The organism is Phaeobacter sp. HS011, from assembly GCF_018101215.1.
Lineage (GTDB): Bacteria > Pseudomonadota > Alphaproteobacteria > Rhodobacterales > Rhodobacteraceae > Phaeobacter > Phaeobacter inhibens.
On the sequence record NZ_JAGEUF010000003.1, the window covers coordinates 199,411 to 218,087 of the forward strand.

Sequence of the window (18,677 nt, forward strand, 5' to 3'; positions counted from 1 at the left end):
CAGCGCCGCCGCCCTGCGCGGGTTGGTGCCTTAGGTGGCTTTCTCGGCCTTTTTCTCCCAGCGCCCGCTCTCTTCGGACCAATATTGCGCTGAGCACCCCGCATCGGTGAGGGATTTCCACTGCACCCGTGCGCGCGCCACCGCGTCCGGGTTGGTGCCGTCAAACAGGATGCAGACACGCTCCAGCGCCGTCACCTCTTCCGCCGTGACCTCCGCGCCATCCACCGTCATCAGGCAGCTTGTGCCAGGCACCGGCGTGGTCTCATGACTGAGCAGGACAGGCTGAAGCGCGTCATGGGGGCCGCCGACCAGACCATGGGGCAGGAACTGATCCTCCGCCCCCAGCCACAAGCGTTCGTCCAACCGCGTGATCCGCGGCAGGTCTACCCCGCGCACAACAATGCGCCACCCGGCGCCAAGCGCCTTGTCGAGGAGAACCGGCAGCGTCTCTTCAAGAGACCGCCGGGTCAGGTGATAGAAATAGGCCGCCCCCATGGTCTGTGTCTCAGCCTGCCTCAGTCCGCTTCAAACATGTTCTGCACCAAGCGGCTCAGCGCCATGACGCCCCAGCCGGTGGCGCCTTTGGGCGCATAATCAGTATCAGTTTTGACGGACGCCACACCGGCGATATCAAGATGGATCCATGGGGTGTCGTCCTGAACAAAGCGCTGCAGGAACTGGGCTGCGGTGATGGACCCAGCGGCGCGGCCACCGATGTTCTTCATATCCGCGATGCGCGATTTCAGCAGATCATCATACGCCTTGCCCAATGGCAGGCGCCACGCGCCCTCGCCCTCGGCATCGGCGGCCTTGAGGAAGGCATTGCAGAGTGCATCGTCGTTGGAGAACACACCAGCATTTTCATGGCCAAGGCCGATGATGATCGCGCCGGTCAGGGTGGCGAGGTCGATCATACCCGCAGGTTTGAACCGCTCCTGCGCGTACCACATCACATCACAGAGCACCAAACGCCCCTCGGCGTCGGTGTTGATCACCTCAACGGTGTCGCCCTTCATCGATTTGATGACGTCACCCGGACGGGTGGCATTGCCAGACGGCATGTTTTCCACCAGCCCGACAAGACCCACCACATTGGCCTTGGCCTTACGCAGGGCCAGTGCGCGCATGGTGCCCGCCACAACGCCGGCACCGCCCATATCCATGGTCATATCTTCCATGCCAGCGGCAGGTTTCAGCGAGATGCCGCCGGTGTCGAACACCACGCCCTTGCCGACCAGTGCCAGCGGGGCGGCATCATCTTCGCCCCCGTTCCACTGCATCACCACCACCTTGGAAGGGCTGTCAGAGCCCTGCCCGACCGAGAGCAGCGTCCGCATGCCCAACTCTTCCAACTGGTCCTCTTCCAGCACCTCAACCTTGAGCCCGAGGCTCTCCATCTCTGCAAGACGGTTAGCAAATTCAGTGGTGGTCAAGACGTTGGCTGGTTCATTGACCAGATCGCGGGTCATATGCACGCCCTCGGCCACGGCTGCCAGCGGGCCATAGCTGGCCGCGATATCGGTGGGGGATTTATGGGCGATGACCACTTCAGCCTCAGACGCGGGCTTGTCACCGGTTTTATGATCATCAAAGCGGTAATCCCGCAGCGCCATCCCTAGCGCCAGATCTGCCGCGCGGGGCATGGACCCCGCCATCACCGTGATGGTCTTACCACCGCTGCGCGCGGCCAGCTTGGCACCGGCCTTGCGCGCCTCAATGGGGCTAATCTTGCGCGGGGTAACGAGGATATCCAGCGCTTCGGCCTTCATGCCTGCGGGCCAGGCCAGTGAGATGACATCGCCGGATTTGGCCTTCTCAAAGCTTTTGGCCTCAACAAGACGCGCCAGCGCGCCTTTGGTCAGCCGGTTTGCGGTGCGTGCCGCCTGCCCCAATGTCCCTTCGGGGGTGATCTGTACCACCACACGGCCCTCGATATCGGAGAGGGTCTTGGGATCAAATTCGACAAAACGTGTAGGGATCAGCGGACGCATATTCGGGGCTCCTGTCAGGGTCAATTCCTCAATCACCAACAGGTAGCCTGCCTGTGCGACGATGACTAGAGACAGATGTGTTTTGGACGTACGACCCTAGTACAAGGCATGGCTGGTTCTGCGATCACCAGCCGACTGTCGCCCGTGCTCAGAATGCAGTTTTCCCCGGCAAACAAATCCTCTAAGGTCACCTCAAAACAAGGGCAGTAGGATCTGGGGGGATCGCGTGTCACGATACGACAGATATGTGCTGTCCCAATACCTGCTGTTCTTCGGGTTCTTTGCCTTGATTCTGGTGGCCGTGTTCTGGATCAACCGCGCTGTAGTGCTGTTTGACCGGTTGATAGGTGACGGACAGTCGGCTCTGGTTTTTCTCGAATTTACCGCGCTCGCGCTGCCGAATCTGGTGCGTATGGTGCTACCGGTCGCGGCCTTTGCCGCCTCGGTCTGGGTGACCAACCGGCTCAACAGTGAGAGTGAGCTGACGGTGCTGCGGGCCACCGGCACCAGTCCCTGGCAGATGGCGAAACCGGCGCTGGTCTTTGGCCTCATCACGGCGGTAATGATGTCGATCCTGACCCATGTGCTGCTGCCGGCCTCGATTGCCACGCTGGAGCAGCGCGAATCCGAAGTTGCCCGCAATGTGACCGCCAAGTTGTTGAGTGAGGGCGATTTCCTGCATCCGGCGCGGGGCGTGACCTTTTACATCGGGCGGATAGATCCCGATGGCACCCTGAATGACGTGTTCCTATCTGACCGCCGCAACGCTGCCGAAAGTGTGACCTACACCGGGGGCAAGGCCTATCTGGTGCGCGACGGCGAGAGGACCCACCTGGTGATGGTCGATGGCATGTCACAGCGTATCAATACGGAAACGCAGCGGCTTTCCTCCACCATATTCTCCGACTTCTCCTATGATATCAGCAGCCTTGCCAACAAAGCTGAAGAGAAAACCCGCAATATCCGTGCCATTCCCAGCCTGGAATTGCTGGGCGACCGGGCCAAGCTGGTTGCCGATGGTCCCTACAGTGCGGGTGCGCTGGCAGAGGAATTGCACCTTCGGTTTGCGCGGGCGCTGGTCTGTGTGGCGGTTGTGCTGATCGGGTTTGCGGCGCTGATGCTGGGCGGGTTCTCGCGCTTTGGGGTCTGGCGGCAGGCCTTGCTGGCCTTTGTCCTGCTGATCTTTGTCGAGGGGCTGCGCGGCGTGGTGTCGGAACCGGTGTTGCAGAACGCAGAACTCTGGCCGTTGATCTACATACCAACCCTGATCGGGCTGCTGGTCGGGCTGGTCTTCCTGCAACTGGCGGCGAAGCCGCTGGGTCCGATCCTGGCGCGTGGCCGTCACAGCCGCCAGAACCGCAGGGAGCGCGCGACATGACCCTTGATTTCTATTATGCGCGCCGGTTTCTTCAATGGTTTGCAGTGATTTGCGGGGTTCTGTTGACCCTTGTGATGCTGATTGACCTGAACGAGCAAATTCGCCGGTTTGAGGCTCAGGATCTGTCGCTGGGCCAGTTGTTTGGCCTGACGTTGCTGAACACGCCCGCCGCGCTGAGTGAATTTCTGCCGCTGATCATGATCCTGACCACCATCGTGCTGTTCATCGGCCTTGCCCGCAGCAGCGAATTGGTGGTGACCCGCGCAATTGGCCGCTCCGGCATCCGGGCGCTGGCGGCACCTGTCCTGTTGGCAGCACTGATCGGTGTGCTGGCGGTCAGCACGTTGAACCCGATTGTGGCGGCGACCTCCAACCGCTACCGCGACCTGGCGGAGACCTATCGCAACGGCGGCCCGGCGGCGCTATCCCTCACCGGTGAGGGGCTGTGGCTGCGTCAGGGCGGCGCGCAGGGGCAATCGGTCATTCATGCCACCGGCTACAGCGGCGATACCGACGATATCACGCTTTATGATGTGACGATCCTGTCCTACGGGCCGGAAGGCCGCCCGATCCGTCAGACGCTGGCGGAAGAAGCCGCGCTGGATGGCGGTGACTGGGTTCTGACCAAGGCTAAGGTCTGGCCGCTAATCGTGGGGGTAAACCCGGAGACCAATGCCGAACGCCACTCCACCCTGCGCCTGTCGACCACGCTGACCTCGGAACGGATCCGCGACACGCTGGGCACTGCGACGGGGATCTCAGTCTACGATCTGCCCGCCACCATTCGCGAACTCTCGGAGGCGGGCTTTTCCACCAAACGCTATGAGGTCTGGTTGCAGGTCGAACTGGCGCGGCCCCTGTTCCTGATCGCCATGGCGCTTGTCGGCGCGGCCTTCACCATGCGCCATGCGCGGTTTGGCGGCACGGGACTGGCGGTGCTGACAGCTGTGCTGCTGGGGTTTGGGCTTTATTTCCTGCGCAATTTCGCGCAGATCCTGGGGGAGAATGGTCAGATCCCCGTGGCGCTGGCCGGCTGGGCACCGCCGGTGGCCGCAATCCTGCTGACGATGGGGTTACTCTTACATGCCGAGGACGGATAACATGCGCCGCGCCCTGTTGCTTTCGACGGTTTTGCCTTGGCTGGCGGTTGCCCAGCTGGCCACGACCGATGTGGCCCACGCCCAGAGCGCGCCTCTGGGTTCTGCCAGCGCACAATCACCGCAGGCCCCGGCCATCCTTGTGGCCGATCAGCTGTTTATCACCCCGGACCGCACGCTGGTGGCAGAGGGCAATGTCGAGGCGTTTCAGGGCGACATCAGGTTGACGGCGCGAAAGATCACCTTTGACCAGACGCAGGGCGCCTTGCAAATCGAGGGCCCTATCCGCATCGACGAAGGCGGCGATATCACCATTCTGGCGGATGCCGCCGAATTGGACCGCGACCTGCGCAACGGTCTGCTGGTGGGCGCGCGAATGGTGTTCCAGCAGCAGCTGCAACTGGCCTCGCTGCAGATGACACGGGTCGGCGGGCGTTACACCCAGCTGTACAAAACCGCTGTCACCTCCTGTCACGTTTGCAACGATGGGCGGCCGCCACTTTGGCAGATCCGGGCCGAGCGGATCACCCACGACCAACAGGAGCGCCAGCTCTATCTTGAGAATGCCCAGCTGCGGGTGCTGGATACGCCGATCTTTTATTTTCCCGGCATCCGCCTGCCCGACCCGACGCTGGAGCGCGCCAACGGTTTTCTGATCCCGTCAATCCGCACCACCTCGAACCTCGGCACCGGGGTGAAGGTGCCGTATTTTCTGACCATCGGCCCCCACCGCGATCTGACGCTATCGCCCTATCTGTCGTCACGCACCCGGACATTGGATATGCGCTATCGGCAGGCGTTCCGGCGCGGTGAGATCGAGATCAACGGCGCTTATACCCGCGATGAGCTCTACCGGGGTGAGGATCGTGGCTATGTCTTTGCCGAAGGGACATTTGACCTGCGCAATGAGTTCAAGCTGCGCTTTGACCTCAAGACCGTGTCGGATGACGCCTATCTGGTGGACTATGGCCTGCGCGATCTGGACCGGCTGCGCTCTGAGGTGGTGGTGTCCAAAGTGCAGCGCGACAGCCTGTTCCGCGCCAGCGCCATTTCCTACAAGACCCTGCGGGATAGTGAAAACCAGGATCTGATCCCCTCCTCCATCGGCAACCTCTACTATGAGAAGCGGTTCTTTCCGACCCAGATCGGCGGCGAGCTACGGCTGTCACTGGAAACCCATGGCCACAACCGGACCTCGGACATCAAGGGCAACCTGACCGATCCGGGCGGGCGGGATGTTGGCCGGGCGACCTTCGACGTGGATTGGCAGCGTAGCTGGCGCTTTGGCAGCGGTCTGGTCGCGGAATGGTCACTGGGGGCGGCGGCGGATGCTTTCGCGGTTTATGATGATAGCGTATTTGCCAATAAGACCTCGCGCTTCAGCCCGCGCAGCGCTCTGACCTTCCGGCTGCCGATGACCCGGCGCGAACAATCCGGCGCAACACAATATCTGGAACCGATTCTGCAAATCGGCTGGACCGATACCGGTGATACGGCCGTGCCTAACGACGAGAGCAATTTTGTCGAGTTTGATCGCGGCAACCTACTGGAACTCTCACGGTTTCCGGCCACGGATGCGCGCGAAGACGGGGTCACCGTTGTCTACGGTCTGAACTGGGCGCGGTTCTCGCCCAGTGGCTGGCAGGCCTCTGCCACCATCGGTCAGGTGTTCCGCGACAGCGACGATGGCCGGTTTACCAAGAGTTCCGGCCTTGGCGGCACCTCCTCCGACCTGTTGATGGCCGCGCAGCTGAAGCTGAACGACGACCTTGCGATCACCACGCGCGGGCTGCTCAACGGGTCTTTCAACTTCTCCAAGGCAGAGGTGCGCGGCGACTGGATGACTGACCGCAGCCGCCTGACCGGCACCTATATGTGGCTGGGGACCGACCCTGCCGAAGGTCGTTCCGAAGAGGTCTCCGAACTCTGGTTCGACGGCGCCTATGAGGTCACCCCCGGCTGGACCGCCAGCGCCAGTTTACGCTACGACATCTCAGATGCCCGCGCCACCCGCGCCGGGCTGGGACTGGTCTATTCCAATGAATGCGTGACGGTCGATCTTTCGGTCAACCGGCGCTATACATCGACAACAAGTGTTGAGCCGACAACGGATTTCGGCTTTACCATCGCGTTAAACGGGTTTTCCGTGGACAGCGGCAGCAAGAAGTACAGGCGATCATGCAAAAACACCTGAGTTTCCGGCCCCAAGATTCGGCCCCCTTCGTTCAGCGCCTGACCCAGAGCGCAGCAGCCATTGCCTTGGCAACGGCGGTCATGTTTGGCCCGGCGCCTGCGGCGGCGCAGGGGCTGTTTGCCCCGGCTGTGACGGTAAACGACGCAGTGGTCACCAATTATGAGCTGCAGCAGCGCGCCCGCTTCCTGACGCTGCTGCGCGATCCAGGCGATCCGCAGAAAAAGGCCCGCGAGGATCTGATCCTCGACCGGCTGAAGCTGGATGTGCTGGCGCAGGCCGGGATTGAACCGACGGAAGAAGAGATCGTCGAAGGCATGACCGAGCTGGCCGGGCGTGCCAATCTCAGCCTGCAGGAATTCCTGAATGTGCTGGGTCAGAACGGCGTGGCACCTGAAACCCTGCGGGATTTCACCCGTGTGGGCATCGCATGGCGCGAATATGTTGCCGCTCGCTATCTGGCACAGGCCCGCCCCAGCGAGGAAGAGATCGACCGCGCCATGGGGCTGGCCGGCTCTGGCGGGGTTGAGGTGCTTCTGTCTGAGCTGATCATGCCGATCAACGCGCAGAACGCAGCCCAGGTTGAGGAAATCGCCCAACAGGTGAGCCGGATCACCACCACCGGCGCCTTCTCTCAGGCAGCACAGCAATATTCCGCAACGGCCACCCGGCAGAGTGGCGGTCGACTGCCCTGGATGCCGCTGACCAACCTGCCGCCGCAGTTGCAACAGGTGGTTCTGGGCCTGCGCCCGGGCGAGGTGACCGCCCCGCTGCCGCTGGATGGGGCCGTCGCCCTGTTTCAGTTGCGTGATCTGCGCGAAACCAGCGGTGCAGCGCCCAGCTACGCCGCCATAGAATACGCGGCCTACTACCTGCCCGGAGGCCGCACCCCCGAGGCGCTGGCCGCAGGCACCAAGGTTGCAAACGCCATCGACACCTGTGACGATCTTTACGGCGTGGCCAAGGATCAGGATCCGTCTGTGCTGGACCGTGAAACGCTGGCCCCTGCGGAGATCCCGCAGGATATTGCCATTGAACTGGCCAAACTGGATCCCAATGAGACCTCGCTGGCGCTGACCCGCAACAATGGCCAGACCCTGATGCTGCTGATGCTGTGTGGCCGCACCGCAGAGGTGAACGCCGAAGCCAGCCGCGAAAGCGTCGGCAACGCGCTGACCCAGCAGCGGCTGGGGGCTTTTGCCGACAGTCTGCTGGAGCAGTTGAAAGCTGACGCGCGGATCAGCGACGAATGAGCCGCCCTGCCCGCCCCTTGCCCATCGCGCTCAGCTGTGGGGAACCGGCGGGCATTGGCCCGGAACTGGCGGTGAAGGCCTGGCAGGACTTGCGTGACAGTTGCCCGTTCCTTTGGTTGGGCGACCCGCGACACCTGCCCACGGGAACAGACTGGCAAGAGATCGACAATGCCGCTGAGGCCGTCGATGTCAGTGCCAGCGCTATGCCTGTGCTGCGGGTCGACTTTGCCGCCCCAACAGTGCCCGGACAGCTCAACCCCGACAATGCCGCCGGTGTCATTCGCGCCATTGAGGCCGGTGTCGCGCTGGTGCAATCCGGTGAGGCCAGCGCGCTCTGTACCGCGCCGATTCACAAGAAGGCGCTGATGGATGGGGCACAGTTTCCCTTCCCCGGCCATACCGAATTCCTTGCCCATCTCGGCAATGTTCAGAATGTGGTGATGATGCTGGCCAGCCCGGCGCTGCGGGTGGTGCCTGCCACCATCCATATTGCCCTCGCGGAGGTGCCAAAGGCGCTAACCGCCGAGCGCCTGCGGGCCACGATCGAAATCACCGCCCAGGGGCTGCGCGATCAGTTTGGCCTGGCGCACCCCCGGATCGCAATTGCAGGCCTAAATCCCCATGCCGGCGAAGAGGGCGCCATGGGCCGCGAAGAACTGGATTGGATGCGCGCGCTGATTGCCGATATGCAGGGCGGCGCCTATACGCTCTCTGGGCCGCACCCTGCCGACACGATGTTCCATGCGGCGGCCCGCGCCCGCTACGACGCGGCGATCTGCATGTATCACGATCAGGCGCTGATCCCGATCAAGACGCTGGATTTCGACCGCGGCGTCAATGTCACGCTGGGGTTGCCCTTTATCCGCACCTCGCCGGATCACGGCACTGCCTGCGATATCGCTGGACAGGGCATTGCCAACCCCTCCAGCCTGATCGAGGCGCTGCGGCTGGCACAGTCCATGGCGTGCAGTTGACCCGGCGCGCGGCCCGCAGACTGAACACTGGCCCTTGCAACTTCTTCTGGCCGGAAATATCCCCGCCGGAGGCATGAACACTCTGGCGCAGCCCGCTGCGTCCCGTCCCAAGGTACCGATGATATGAGCGCTATCGACTCCCTTCCTCCCCTGCGTGAGGTGATCGAGACTCACCAGCTTCTGGCGCGCAAATCGCTGGGCCAGAACTTTCTTCTGGATCTGAACTTGACCGCGAAAATCGCTCGGCAGGCCGGCGATCTCAGCGAATGTGATGTGCTGGAAATCGGCCCAGGCCCCGGTGGTCTGACCCGTGGTCTGCTGGCGGAGGGTGCGCGCCGCGTATTGGCGGTGGAGAAGGACAGTCGCTGCATTCCCGCGCTGGCGGAGATTTCCGACGCCTATCCCGGACGGTTGCAAGTGATCGAGGGCGACGCGCTGGAGGTGAACCCCCTTACCCATCTGACACCGCCGATCCGCATCGCCGCCAATCTGCCCTACAACGTCGGCACCGAGCTGCTGGTGCGCTGGCTGACGCCGAAGGCCTGGCCGCCGTTCTGGCAAAGCCTGACCCTGATGTTCCAGCGTGAGGTCGCGGAGCGGATCGTGGCCGTGCCGGGCAGCAAGGCCTATGGGCGATTGGCGCTGCTGGCGCAATGGCGCGCGGATGCCCGTATCGTACTGTCGCTGCCGCCCGAAGCCTTCAGCCCGCCGCCCAAGGTCCATAGCGCGGTGGTGCATCTGAAAGCGCTTGAGGCGCCCCGCTATCCGGCAGATGCCGGAACCCTGAACAAGGTGGTGGCAGCAGCCTTCAACCAGCGCCGCAAGATGCTGCGCGCCAGCCTCAAGAGCGTCAGCCCCGATATCGAGGATCACCTGAATACCGTTGGTATTCCGCCAACCGAGCGCGCCGAGCAGGTCGGGCTGGAGGCCTTCTGTGCTCTGGCCCGCAGCCTGAAGCCTCTGGACTAGGGATTAATAGGCTGGGCTAAACAGCTGGCCGCGGTGCTGCTGATCGGCAAGCAGAACAGATGATCAAAAAGAAAAACCCCCGGCCTGATCTCAGGCCGGGGGTTTTTCTTTGTCTCATGCAATGCGGCCATGCGCACTGCGTTATTCTGCGGCCTCAGGCGCATCCTCGGCCGAGGGTTTCGGCTTCGGCTTGCGACGAGGCGCAGGTTTGCGCTCCGGTGCCGGGGCAGCCTCGCCTGCGTCTGTTGGCGCGCTCTGCGTGCTTGCAGTTTCTGCAGTGTCGTCGCCTTTGGACTCGTCTGCTTTTCCACCTTCAGCCTTGCCGCCCTCTGCCTTGGGCTTGCGGCTGCGCGGTTTGCGGGCCTGAGGCTTTTGCGGCTTGCTGTCACCCTCCGCTGCGGCCTGATCGCGGCTCTCGGGGGTTTCCACCAGACCGCTGTCACCGTTGCTGTCGCGCGGGTCCATGACTTCTGGCTGAGGGGCTGCTGCCGGATCATCGCTGCGGCTGCCCGCCTCGCGCTCCTGACGCTCCAGCCGCTCGGCGCGTTCCCGATCACGCTCTGCCTGGCGCTCGCGGTTTTGCCGCTCCTGCTCTTCACGGCGCGCATCGATTTCGCGTTGGGCTTCATTCAGCATGCGCAGGTAATGTTCGGCGTGCTGTTGGAAATTCTCGGTGGCAACACGATCATTGCTCAACTGGGCATCGCGCGCCAGTTGGTTGTATTTATCGATGATCTGTTGCGGCGTTCCGCGAACCTTACCCTCAGGGCCAGAGCTGTCGAACACACGGTTGACAACATTAGCGCCTGCTGGGCGATTCCGGTTCGACTTGGAACGCGAACGTGATTTGGACGATCTCATATGCCTAACGTCAGCCTTGATTGTATTTGTCGTGGACCCATATCGGCGCGCCTCTGCGCCGGATCATCGACCATTTTGGGCTTGATGTCGCCGGGAGGTATTCTTGACCTCGCCCGAAGGCGACCTCTTTGAGTAATCATGTTACGCCCGTTCAGACAAGGGGTTAGGCGCCATTATCCGTGCTTTTTCTTACGAAACTGCGAATTCTGGCCATTTTCACGAATTTAGGAGGTGTTTTCGCCACAGCCGCGGCCACAAACCACCCGATCGCGCCCATCGAGATCCTGGATGATACGGACCTCTTTTAGCCCTGCCGACAACAGAAGATCGCTCACGGCGGCGCCTTGTGTCGGGCCGATTTCCAAAAACACCCGCCCCTGCGGCGCCAGATAGCCGCCAAGCTCCGCCGCGATGACGCGATAGGCCGCAAGCCCGTCGCCACCATCGGTCAGCGCCATCTCAGGCTCATGCCCGCGCACTTCATCTGACAGGTCGGACATTTCATCCAGCGCAATATAGGGCGGGTTGGAAACGATCAGATCAAATTGGCCTTCCACCGCCGAAAACCAGTCTGATTGCAGGACTTCGGCGCGCGGCTCGACCCTGTGCAGCACCGCATTGGCGCTAGCCTGCAGACAAGCGGCCTCGCTCAGGTCCACGCCGACACCGGTTGCGTCGGCCTGCTCTGCCAGCAGGGTGACCAGAATGCACCCGGATCCGAGGCCAAGGTCCAGAACCCGCGAGAAGGGTTCGGCCAGTGCCGCCTCGATCAGGCATTCGGTTTCCGGGCGCGGATCCAGCACATCGCCAGAGACCTTGAACCGTCGCCCGTAGAATTCCCGCTCGCCGATCAGATGCGAGACCGGGACCCGGATGGCGCGCAGGGCAATCAGCTGCTCATAGCGTTCGGCAATCTCCGGCGCCAGATCTTCGGGTGCGATCAACGTCACACGGCTGGCCTCAATCCGGGCGGCGTGGGCCAGCAGGACACGGGCATCGCGCGCGGGATCCGGAACGCCAGCCGCGCGCAGTCGGGCCGCAGCTGCAGCCATCGCCTGCGCGGCTGTCTGCGGCGCGTTCATTGGCCCATCTCGGCCAGAAGCCGCGCCTGATCATCCGCCGTCAGCGCGTCGATGATTTCATCCAGATCGCCCTGCATGATCTGATCCAGTTTATAGAGCGTCAGATTGATGCGGTGATCCGACATCCGCCCCTGCGGAAAGTTATAGGTGCGGATCCGTTCGGAGCGATCCCCGGAACCAACCTGACTTGCGCGATCCGCTGAGCGTTCGCTGTCAATCCGCTGCCGTTCCAGATCATAGAGCCGCGTCCGCATCACCTGCATGGCAATCTCGCGGTTGCGGTGCTGGGATTTCTCAGAGCTGACAACGATGATGCCGGTCGGGATATGGGTGATCCGCACGGCAGAATCGGTGGTGTTCACATGCTGACCGCCCGCGCCGGAGGCCCGCATGGTGTCGATCCGCAGATCGCCGGGATCAATGCGCAGATCCACATCTTCCGCCTCGGGCAACACGGCGACGGTGGCAGCGGAGGTGTGAATGCGGCCCCCGGATTCTGTCACGGGCACCCGTTGCACGCGGTGGACACCGGATTCATACTTCAGCCGGGCAAAGACGTTTTCGCCCTTCACATGGGCCACCACTTCTTTCAGCCCGCCCAATTCGGTGGTCTGCTCTTCAATGATCTCAAACCCCCAGCCCCGTGCCTCGGCGTAGCGCTGATACATGCGCAAGAGATCACCGGCAAAAAGGGCCGCCTCATCGCCGCCGGTGCCGGGGCGGATTTCCAGCATCGCCGGGCGCGCGTCCGCTTCATCGCGGGGCAGAAGCGCCAGTTGCAGCGCGTGTTCCGCCTCAGGCAGGGCGGCGCGCAGCTGCGGCAGCTCCTCTTCGGCAAGTTCCGCCATATCGGGATCAGCCAGCATCTGTTCGGCCTCCTCCAGATCGGAGAGCAATCGGCGATAGGCGGTGATCTGCTCCGCAACCGGGCGCAGATCGGAATATTCCTTGGCCAAAGCCGCGATATCCGCACCGGCAACACCCTCGGCCATTGCGGCCTCAAGATACTGGAACCGTTGCAAAATCTGTTCAAGGCGGTCTTCGGGGATCATGCGTGCAATGTCCGTGTTGATCTGTCTTTGGCGGAAAGCTGCCCTTGTGATATGCTAGGGTCATGCAACATGCCAGTCCTCATATCGTGGGAACGGGCCGCCTGCAGCGCTGCGCCCTTGCCGTTACTCCCCCGGAACACACTGTTGTGCCCGAGGGTCGGCAGCTGATGCGGCTTCTTGGTCTTGTGCTGCTGTCTTATGCTGCCGCGACCACGGTCCAAGCAGATGTTACCGCCCCGAACGGGCGCACGATCGACTGCTATTGCACCGACAAGAGCGGCAGCCGGATCGAACTGGGTGAATTTATCTGCCTTCAGGTTGATGGGCGCATGTTCACAGCGCAATGCCAGATGTCGCTGAATGTGCCGATGTGGCGCGAGGTGCAGAAAGGTTGCCTTGCAGCTGAGGCCGATCCGGCACCCGGCCTGTCGGTTGCGACCGCCCCCCTGCCCCGGATCTGACCCTGCTGACAATCGCTTTGCCGACCTACCCCTGCCCGCGAACTATTGCGGCGCGGGCTCCATCTGCGCGATCCAACTGTTGATCCGGTCGTTATTCGCGCCCAGATCAGAGCGGCCAAAACGCAGCCGCGCATAGACCTTCAGCAATTCGCCATGCTGCCGCGCCGTGGTGTAATCGGGAAATCCCAGAAACCGGGTGCGGGTCACATAGGTAACCATCGCATCCTCGACCGAGCCTGCCAGAACACGGGTGCGCGGTGCGTTGCTGGCGACCGCGTGAAACCGCTCGAGCCCGTCCTCGCCGCTGCGCAGCACCCGAAACACGCCCCCGCGAAAGGTCTTGTCCTCGCTGAACTCCGGCTGCGTGTTCCAGTCCAGCGGGTCGCTGGGCGCCAGCCGGATAAAGCCGAGCACCACGACAAGTGCCGCAATGCTCAACCAGACAAATATCATCACTCGACCCATATGGTCCGCTCTCCCTCGTGGCAGCTGCCACTGGACAGCCTGCCTTATTTTGTTGTCACACCCGGCAGCACACAGAGCAGCTCATACAGCAGGTTGGCCGCTGTCAGTGCCGTATTGCCCGATGTGTCATAAGGCGGCGACACTTCGACCATGTCGCAACCCACAATGTTCAGCCCCCGCAAGGCCCGGATCAACTCCAGTGCCTGCGGCGTTGTCAGCCCGCCGATTTCCGGCGTGCCGGTGCCCGGCGCATAAGCCGGGTCAAGACTATCAATATCATAGGAGACATAGACCGGCCTATTGCCGATATCGCGACGAATTTCCGCACCCATGCCGTGCAGGGAGCGGTTCCACAATTCGCTGGCTGGGAAGTGCTGGAAGCCCCAGCGCTGCGCCTCCTTGAAATCATCGGCGCCGTAGCCGGTGCCACGAAGCCCGATCTGATAGGTCTTGTCGGCGACAATCAGACCCTCCTCATAGGCGCGACGAAACACGGTGCCATGGGTTTCGCGCTCGCCGAACATATCGTCGTTCACATCCGCATGGGCATCGACATGGACCAAGGCGACGGGGCCGTATTTTTCGGCAACAGCGCGCAGGATCGGCAAGGTGATCGAATGGTCGCCGCCCATCGCAACCGGGGTCACATCACTGGCCAGAATGGCGCTGTAGCTTTCCTGAATGATGCGCAGGCTGTCGGGCAGCGAAAATGTATTGATCGCCAGATCGCCGATATCGCCAATGTTCAGGCTGTCGAACGGCGCCGCGCCAGAGGTCATATTGTAAGGGCGGATCATCGCGCTTTCGGCGCGGATCTGCTTGGGGCCAAAACGGGTGCCGGAGCGCCAGGAGGTGCCGATATCCATCGGCACGCCCAGAATGGCTACGTCCAGCCCGTCCAGCGAGGTGGCCTGCGGCAGCCGCATAAAGGTGTTCGGACCGGAAAACCGCGCCAGATCATTGCCGCTGATCGGTTGATTGAAGTCAGTCATTGTCTCTCATATTCCAGCCAAGAAGGCAGATAATTTCGGTCGCCACATGGGCGCCTGCGATGGCGGTGGCGCCGGTGGTGTCAAACGGAGGGGAAACCTCCACCACGTCGCCACCTTTGATATTGATGCCTGCAATCTCGCGCAGGATGCGCGACGCCTGCGCCGAGGTCACCCCGCCCCAAACCGGCGTGCCGGTGCCCGGAGCATAGGCTGGATCAAGACAGTCAATATCGAAGGTCAGATAAGTCGGCCGGTCGCCAAGGATCGCCTTGATCCGTTGCGCGGTCTCAACCGGGCCGATCTCATGCACGGTCGGCGCGTCGATGATGTTCACACCCAGCGTGTCGTCATTGGTGGTGCGGATCCCGACCTGAACGGATGTTTTCGGATCCACGAGACCCATTTTCACGGCCTTATAGAACATGGTCCCATGGTCGATCCGGTCCATGTTGTCGTCGGCCCAGGTGTCGGTATGCGCATCAAACTGCAACAGCGAGATCGGACCGTATTTCTCGGCATAGGCCTTGAGGATCGGAAAGCTGATATAATGATCTCCACCCAAGACGACCGAGGCCGTCTCGGTCGCCAGAATACCGCGAATATGATCCGTCAACGCCGCCGGAAACGCCGGAACATCCGCGTGATCAAAAGCCAGATCACCATAATCGGCAATGGCCAGTGTGCTCAGCGGTTTATGTGGCCAGCCATAGGGTTCGTCCGGGCTTTGCAAACAAGACGCCTCGCGGATGGCGCGGGGGCCCAGCCGTGTTCCGGGCCGATTGGTCACCGCCTGATCAAACGGCACGCCCGTAACCGCGATATCCACCCCAGTCAGATCCTTGGTATATTTGCGTCGCAGGAAAGAGGTCGCCCCACCAAAGGTGATCTCAAAGCTGAGACCTTTCATATCCTCACGTGTAAAGGCGTGATCGATCATGTGCTTTGCGTCTTCTAGCGCCATTCTGCGCCTCCTTGTGATGCACCTGCTGTTTGATCAAATAGCGGGTCACATTGTCCTTGTCACCCGTCGTTGGATGCGTTGACCATGGGCTGTGCTCTCTCGACCAGACGGGCAAAAAATGACGCTCCAATCGGCGCGATCTCATCGTTGAAATCATATTTGGGATGATGCAGCCCGGCGCTGTCTCCCTGCCCCAAAAACAGATAGGCGCCGGGGCGGGCCTGCAGCATGTAGGAGAAATCCTCTGCCCCCATTTCGCGCCCGGCCTCCGCCTCGACATTCTCACGGCCTGCGATTTCACCCGCGACGGTGGCAGCGAAACCGGTCTTGGCCGCGTCGTTGATGGTGGCAGGGTAGCCCACCTCATAGTCCAGCTCAGCCTCAACGCCATAGCTGGCCGCCTGCCCGGCGACGATTTCCTTCATCCGCCGCATCACCATCTCCTGCACACGCGGATCAAAAGTGCGCACGGTACCGTTGATATAGGCCGTGTCAGGGATCACGTTATCGACGGTGCCGGTGTGGATCTGGGTGACGGAGACCACGAGATCGTCCAGCGCATAGTGGTTGCGCGATACAATTGTCTGAATCGCCTGCGCCATGCCGCAGGCCGCCATCACCGGATCGCGGGTTTCATGCGGCATCGCGCCATGGCCGCCAACGCCCTGAATATTGATGTGGAATGTATCCACGGCCGCCATCAGCGGCCCCGGTGTGGTTGCAAAGGCGCCCACAGGCAGACCCGGCGCATTATGCAGCGCATAGACCTCACCAATGTTGAAACGCTCCATGATGCCCTCTTCGACCATAATGCGGGCACCGCCGATGGCCTCCTCCGCAGGCTGGAAGATCAGCGCCACGCGACCTTTGAAATTCCGCGTCTCCGCGAGGTATTTCGCGGCCCCCAAAAGCATGGTGGTGTGACCGTCGTGACCACAGGCGTGCATGTTGCCATCATGACCCGAGACATAGTCTACCCCCGTTTCCTCGGGGATGGGCAGCGCGTCCATGTCGGCGCGCAAACCAATGGTCGGCCCCTCGCCCGCCTCGTCTCCCTGTCCGTTGATGATCGCCACCATACCGCTGGTCGCGATCCCATCATGCAATTCATCCACACCAAATTCGCGCAGCCTCTCAGCCACAAAGGCCGCAGTTTTCGGCAGGTCCAGCGCCAGTTCGGGGATCTGGTGCAGATGCCGGCGCCAGGTCTTCATCTCTTCGGCATAGTCGGCAATTCGGTTCACAACCGGCATTGGGGTGGACTCCTTGGTCAGACTCGGGATTGATGCATCTGACACTGGAACAAGAGCCGCCGCAATGCCCGAAACCGATCTCATCCACAATGAAACTGCCGGCATTGAACGGCTGTTGGAAATCATGCGCCGCTTGCGGGATCCAAAGGGCGGCTGCCCCTGGGATATCGAGCAGGATTTTGCCAGCATCGCACCCTATACCATTGAAGAGGCTTACGAAGTTGCCGACGCGATTGAACGTGAAGCCTGGGATGAGCTGAAGGGGGAGTTGGGCGATCTGCTGTTTCAATCGGTGTTTCATGCCCAAATGGCGGCAGAGGCCGGTCATTTCACATTTCAGGATGTGGTCACCACCATGTCCAACAAGATGGTGTCGCGCCACCCGCATGTCTTTGGCGACGAGAGCCGCGAAAAATCCGCCGACCAGCAGACCGCCGACTGGGAGGAAATCAAGGCGGCGGAACGCGCTGACAAGGCACAACAGGGCACCTTGGATGGCGTTGCGGTCGGCCTGCCCGCCCTTCTGCGCGCTTATAAGCTGCAAAAACGCGCCGCGCGTGTCGGCTTCGACTGGCCCTCGGCAGACAATGTGATCGCCAAAATCGCCGAAGAATCTGCCGAACTGGTCGAGGCGCGCGACAGCCTGAGCCAAGCCGAGGTGGAGGAAGAGTTCGGAGACCTGATGTTTGTGATGGCCAATCTGGGCCGCCATCTGGGTGTCGAACCGGAGGCGGCGCTCCGGGCTGCCAATGCCAAGTTCACCCGCCGCTTTGAGGGCGTCGAAGCCAAGCTGGCCGCCCGTGGCAAACGCCCCGAAAACAGCGATCTGTCCGAAATGGATGCGCTTTGGGATGAGGTGAAGGCCGAGAGCCGCGCCGCCAATCGCACCAGCGACAGCTGACCCCCACGCCTTGTCCCTGCCCTGTCACAGCCCCATATCCTGAATCATGTTGCGTTTGACCCCCATCCTTCTGGCCGTGATCTACGGGTTGGTGATGTATCGCCTGTCGGTCTGGCGCACCCACCGCGCCCTTGACCAGCAATCCACCGAGCTGGCCGACGCCCGCCTGCGTCAGTTGACCGACCGCATGGCAGCGGCTCTCGGGATCAATCATATTCCGGTCTATATCTACGAGGTCGACCCGGTGAACGGGCTGGCCGCACCTGATGGCCGGATTTTCATCACCCGCGGCTTCTATCGCAAATACCGCAATGGCGAGGTCAGCGACGCCGAACTGGCCTCGGTCATTGCCCATGAGCTGGGCCATGTGGCACTGGGGCACGCCAAAAAGCGCATGATCGATTTCTCTGGACAGAACGCTCTGCGCACCGCCCTGATGCTGATCATCGGTCGCTTTGTGCCCTTTGTCGGGCCGTGGATCGCCAATGTGCTCACCTCGCTTTTGGCCGCCCGGTTGTCGCGCAGCGATGAGTATGAGGCTGACGAATATGCGGCCGCCTTGCTGACCAAATCCGGCATCGGCATCGCGCCGCAAAAGAGCCTGTTTCGTAAGCTGGAAGATCTGACACAGGCCCGCAGCGGCATGGCTCCCGCCTGGCTGATGAGCCACCCGAAGACCGAGGAGCGCATCGCCGCCCTCGACCGGTTGGAAGCAAAGTGGGACAGGCCCAAAGGATAAGCTTCCCCCTGTAACCACCTGCCAGATATGGTTAATGGGAGGTAACAGATCCCAATA

The 18,677-nt window shown here is 61.9% G+C and carries 18 protein-coding genes; 9 read left to right on the top strand and 9 right to left on the bottom strand.

Annotated features, from left to right (window positions below; translation table 11 throughout):
• Positions 1–30 precede the first annotated feature (30 nt).
• Together J4721_RS06915 and J4721_RS06920 are read right to left on the bottom strand one after the other, a co-directional pair.
• Positions 31–495: a DNA polymerase III subunit chi gene (locus J4721_RS06915; protein ID WP_014874964.1), complete on the bottom strand. Its 465-nt coding sequence runs from the start codon at positions 493–495 to the stop codon at positions 31–33.
• 20 nt (positions 496–515) lie between these two features.
• Complete coding sequence (locus J4721_RS06920) at positions 516–1,991, bottom strand: leucyl aminopeptidase (protein WP_211002416.1); 1,476 nt, start codon at positions 1,989–1,991, stop codon at positions 516–518.
• Between the two features lie 226 nt (positions 1,992–2,217).
• On the opposite strand from J4721_RS06920, the gene lptF reads away from it, so the two are divergent.
• From lptF to rsmA, 6 genes are all read left to right on the top strand, one after another.
• Positions 2,218–3,369, top strand: coding sequence for an LPS export ABC transporter permease LptF (gene lptF / locus J4721_RS06925; protein WP_014874966.1), 1,152 nt, complete (start codon positions 2,218–2,220; stop codon positions 3,367–3,369).
• Positions 3,366–4,469, top strand: a complete 1,104-nt coding sequence (lptG, locus tag J4721_RS06930; protein WP_061047735.1) for an LPS export ABC transporter permease LptG — start codon at positions 3,366–3,368, stop codon at positions 4,467–4,469. Before lptF ends, lptG begins: the two co-directional genes overlap by 4 nt.
• Position 4,470: 1 nt before the next feature.
• Entirely contained in the window at positions 4,471–6,660 is a 2,190-nt protein-coding gene (locus J4721_RS06935) for an LPS-assembly protein LptD (RefSeq protein WP_211002415.1), read from the top strand.
• On the top strand, positions 6,645–7,910 hold the full coding sequence (locus J4721_RS06940) for a peptidylprolyl isomerase (RefSeq protein ID WP_027247116.1): 1,266 nt from the start codon (positions 6,645–6,647) through the stop codon (positions 7,908–7,910). The genes J4721_RS06935 and J4721_RS06940 overlap by 16 nt, the downstream gene beginning before the upstream one ends.
• A complete protein-coding gene (gene pdxA / locus J4721_RS06945) occupies positions 7,907–8,884 on the top strand; it encodes a 4-hydroxythreonine-4-phosphate dehydrogenase PdxA (RefSeq protein ID WP_211002414.1) in 978 nt (325 codons plus the stop codon). The genes J4721_RS06940 and pdxA overlap by 4 nt, the downstream gene beginning before the upstream one ends.
• Before the next feature lie 123 nt (positions 8,885–9,007).
• A complete protein-coding gene (rsmA, locus tag J4721_RS06950) occupies positions 9,008–9,853 on the top strand; it encodes a 16S rRNA (adenine(1518)-N(6)/adenine(1519)-N(6))-dimethyltransferase RsmA (protein ID WP_102914912.1) in 846 nt (281 codons plus the stop codon).
• Between the two features lie 141 nt (positions 9,854–9,994).
• Here rsmA and J4721_RS06955 read toward each other — a convergent pair whose 3' ends face one another.
• The 3 genes from J4721_RS06955 to prfA all read right to left on the bottom strand — a co-directional run bounded on the left by J4721_RS06955 (position 9,995) and on the right by prfA (position 12,848).
• Positions 9,995–10,714, bottom strand: a complete 720-nt coding sequence (locus tag J4721_RS06955) for a DUF4167 domain-containing protein (RefSeq protein WP_102854829.1) — start codon at positions 10,712–10,714, stop codon at positions 9,995–9,997.
• Positions 10,715–10,938: 224 nt separating this feature from the next.
• A complete protein-coding gene (gene prmC / locus J4721_RS06960; protein WP_102883638.1) occupies positions 10,939–11,796 on the bottom strand; it encodes a peptide chain release factor N(5)-glutamine methyltransferase in 858 nt (285 codons plus the stop codon).
• Positions 11,793–12,848: a peptide chain release factor 1 gene (prfA, locus tag J4721_RS06965; protein WP_061047731.1), complete on the bottom strand. Its 1,056-nt coding sequence runs from the start codon at positions 12,846–12,848 to the stop codon at positions 11,793–11,795. Before prfA ends, prmC begins: the two co-directional genes overlap by 4 nt.
• Positions 12,849–12,910: 62 nt before the next feature.
• Here prfA and J4721_RS06970 point away from each other — a divergent pair, with 62 nt between their 5' ends.
• Positions 12,911–13,309, top strand: coding sequence for a hypothetical protein (locus J4721_RS06970; protein ID WP_102874092.1), 399 nt, complete (start codon positions 12,911–12,913; stop codon positions 13,307–13,309).
• Positions 13,310–13,351: 42 nt separating this feature from the next.
• Here J4721_RS06970 and J4721_RS06975 read toward each other — a convergent pair whose 3' ends face one another.
• The 4 genes from J4721_RS06975 to J4721_RS06990 are packed head-to-tail and all read right to left on the bottom strand — an operon-like array spanning position 13,352 to position 16,980.
• Positions 13,352–13,774, bottom strand: a complete 423-nt coding sequence (locus J4721_RS06975) for a DUF1499 domain-containing protein (protein WP_014874976.1) — start codon at positions 13,772–13,774, stop codon at positions 13,352–13,354.
• 44 nt (positions 13,775–13,818) lie between these two features.
• Positions 13,819–14,766: an agmatinase gene (gene speB, locus J4721_RS06980; RefSeq protein ID WP_014874977.1), complete on the bottom strand. Its 948-nt coding sequence runs from the start codon at positions 14,764–14,766 to the stop codon at positions 13,819–13,821.
• Positions 14,759–15,727, bottom strand: coding sequence for an agmatinase (gene speB / locus J4721_RS06985; RefSeq protein WP_211002413.1), 969 nt, complete (start codon positions 15,725–15,727; stop codon positions 14,759–14,761). Before speB (J4721_RS06985) ends, speB (J4721_RS06980) begins: the two co-directional genes overlap by 8 nt.
• Before the next feature lie 59 nt (positions 15,728–15,786).
• Positions 15,787–16,980, bottom strand: coding sequence for a M20 aminoacylase family protein (locus J4721_RS06990; RefSeq protein ID WP_211002412.1), 1,194 nt, complete (start codon positions 16,978–16,980; stop codon positions 15,787–15,789).
• Between the two features lie 64 nt (positions 16,981–17,044).
• Here J4721_RS06990 and mazG point away from each other — a divergent pair, with 64 nt between their 5' ends.
• Together mazG and J4721_RS07000 are read left to right on the top strand one after the other, a co-directional pair.
• Positions 17,045–17,881, top strand: a complete 837-nt coding sequence (gene mazG / locus J4721_RS06995; RefSeq protein WP_211002411.1) for a nucleoside triphosphate pyrophosphohydrolase — start codon at positions 17,045–17,047, stop codon at positions 17,879–17,881.
• A gap of 46 nt (positions 17,882–17,927) precedes the next feature.
• A complete protein-coding gene (locus J4721_RS07000; protein WP_211002410.1) occupies positions 17,928–18,620 on the top strand; it encodes a M48 family metallopeptidase in 693 nt (230 codons plus the stop codon).
• Positions 18,621–18,677: the final 57 nt, after the last annotated feature.

Bases quoted from the DNA above. Each gene is read 5' to 3' on its own strand.
- J4721_RS06975 (WP_014874976.1), bottom strand. From the start codon at position 13,774: ATGGGTCGAGTGATGATATTTGTCTGGTTGAGCATTGCGGCACTTGTC.
- J4721_RS06970 (WP_102874092.1), top strand. From the start codon at position 12,911: ATGCAACATGCCAGTCCTCATATCGTGGGAACGGGCCGCCTGCAGCGC.
- J4721_RS06940 (WP_027247116.1), top strand. From the start codon at position 6,645: ATGCAAAAACACCTGAGTTTCCGGCCCCAAGATTCGGCCCCCTTCGTT.
- mazG (WP_211002411.1), top strand. From the start codon at position 17,045: ATGCCCGAAACCGATCTCATCCACAATGAAACTGCCGGCATTGAACGG.
- J4721_RS07000 (WP_211002410.1), top strand. From the start codon at position 17,928: ATGTTGCGTTTGACCCCCATCCTTCTGGCCGTGATCTACGGGTTGGTG.
- lptG (WP_061047735.1), top strand. From the start codon at position 3,366: ATGACCCTTGATTTCTATTATGCGCGCCGGTTTCTTCAATGGTTTGCA.
- J4721_RS06955 (WP_102854829.1), bottom strand. From the start codon at position 10,714: ATGAGATCGTCCAAATCACGTTCGCGTTCCAAGTCGAACCGGAATCGC.
- prfA (WP_061047731.1), bottom strand. From the start codon at position 12,848: ATGATCCCCGAAGACCGCCTTGAACAGATTTTGCAACGGTTCCAGTAT.
- J4721_RS06920 (WP_211002416.1), bottom strand. From the start codon at position 1,991: ATGCGTCCGCTGATCCCTACACGTTTTGTCGAATTTGATCCCAAGACC.
- speB (WP_211002413.1), bottom strand. From the start codon at position 15,727: ATGGCGCTAGAAGACGCAAAGCACATGATCGATCACGCCTTTACACGT.
- prmC (WP_102883638.1), bottom strand. From the start codon at position 11,796: ATGAACGCGCCGCAGACAGCCGCGCAGGCGATGGCTGCAGCTGCGGCC.
- J4721_RS06990 (WP_211002412.1), bottom strand. From the start codon at position 16,980: ATGCCGGTTGTGAACCGAATTGCCGACTATGCCGAAGAGATGAAGACC.
- J4721_RS06915 (WP_014874964.1), bottom strand. From the start codon at position 495: ATGGGGGCGGCCTATTTCTATCACCTGACCCGGCGGTCTCTTGAAGAG.
- speB (WP_014874977.1), bottom strand. From the start codon at position 14,766: ATGACTGACTTCAATCAACCGATCAGCGGCAATGATCTGGCGCGGTTT.
- pdxA (WP_211002414.1), top strand. From the start codon at position 7,907: ATGAGCCGCCCTGCCCGCCCCTTGCCCATCGCGCTCAGCTGTGGGGAA.
- rsmA (WP_102914912.1), top strand. From the start codon at position 9,008: ATGAGCGCTATCGACTCCCTTCCTCCCCTGCGTGAGGTGATCGAGACT.
- J4721_RS06935 (WP_211002415.1), top strand. From the start codon at position 4,471: ATGCGCCGCGCCCTGTTGCTTTCGACGGTTTTGCCTTGGCTGGCGGTT.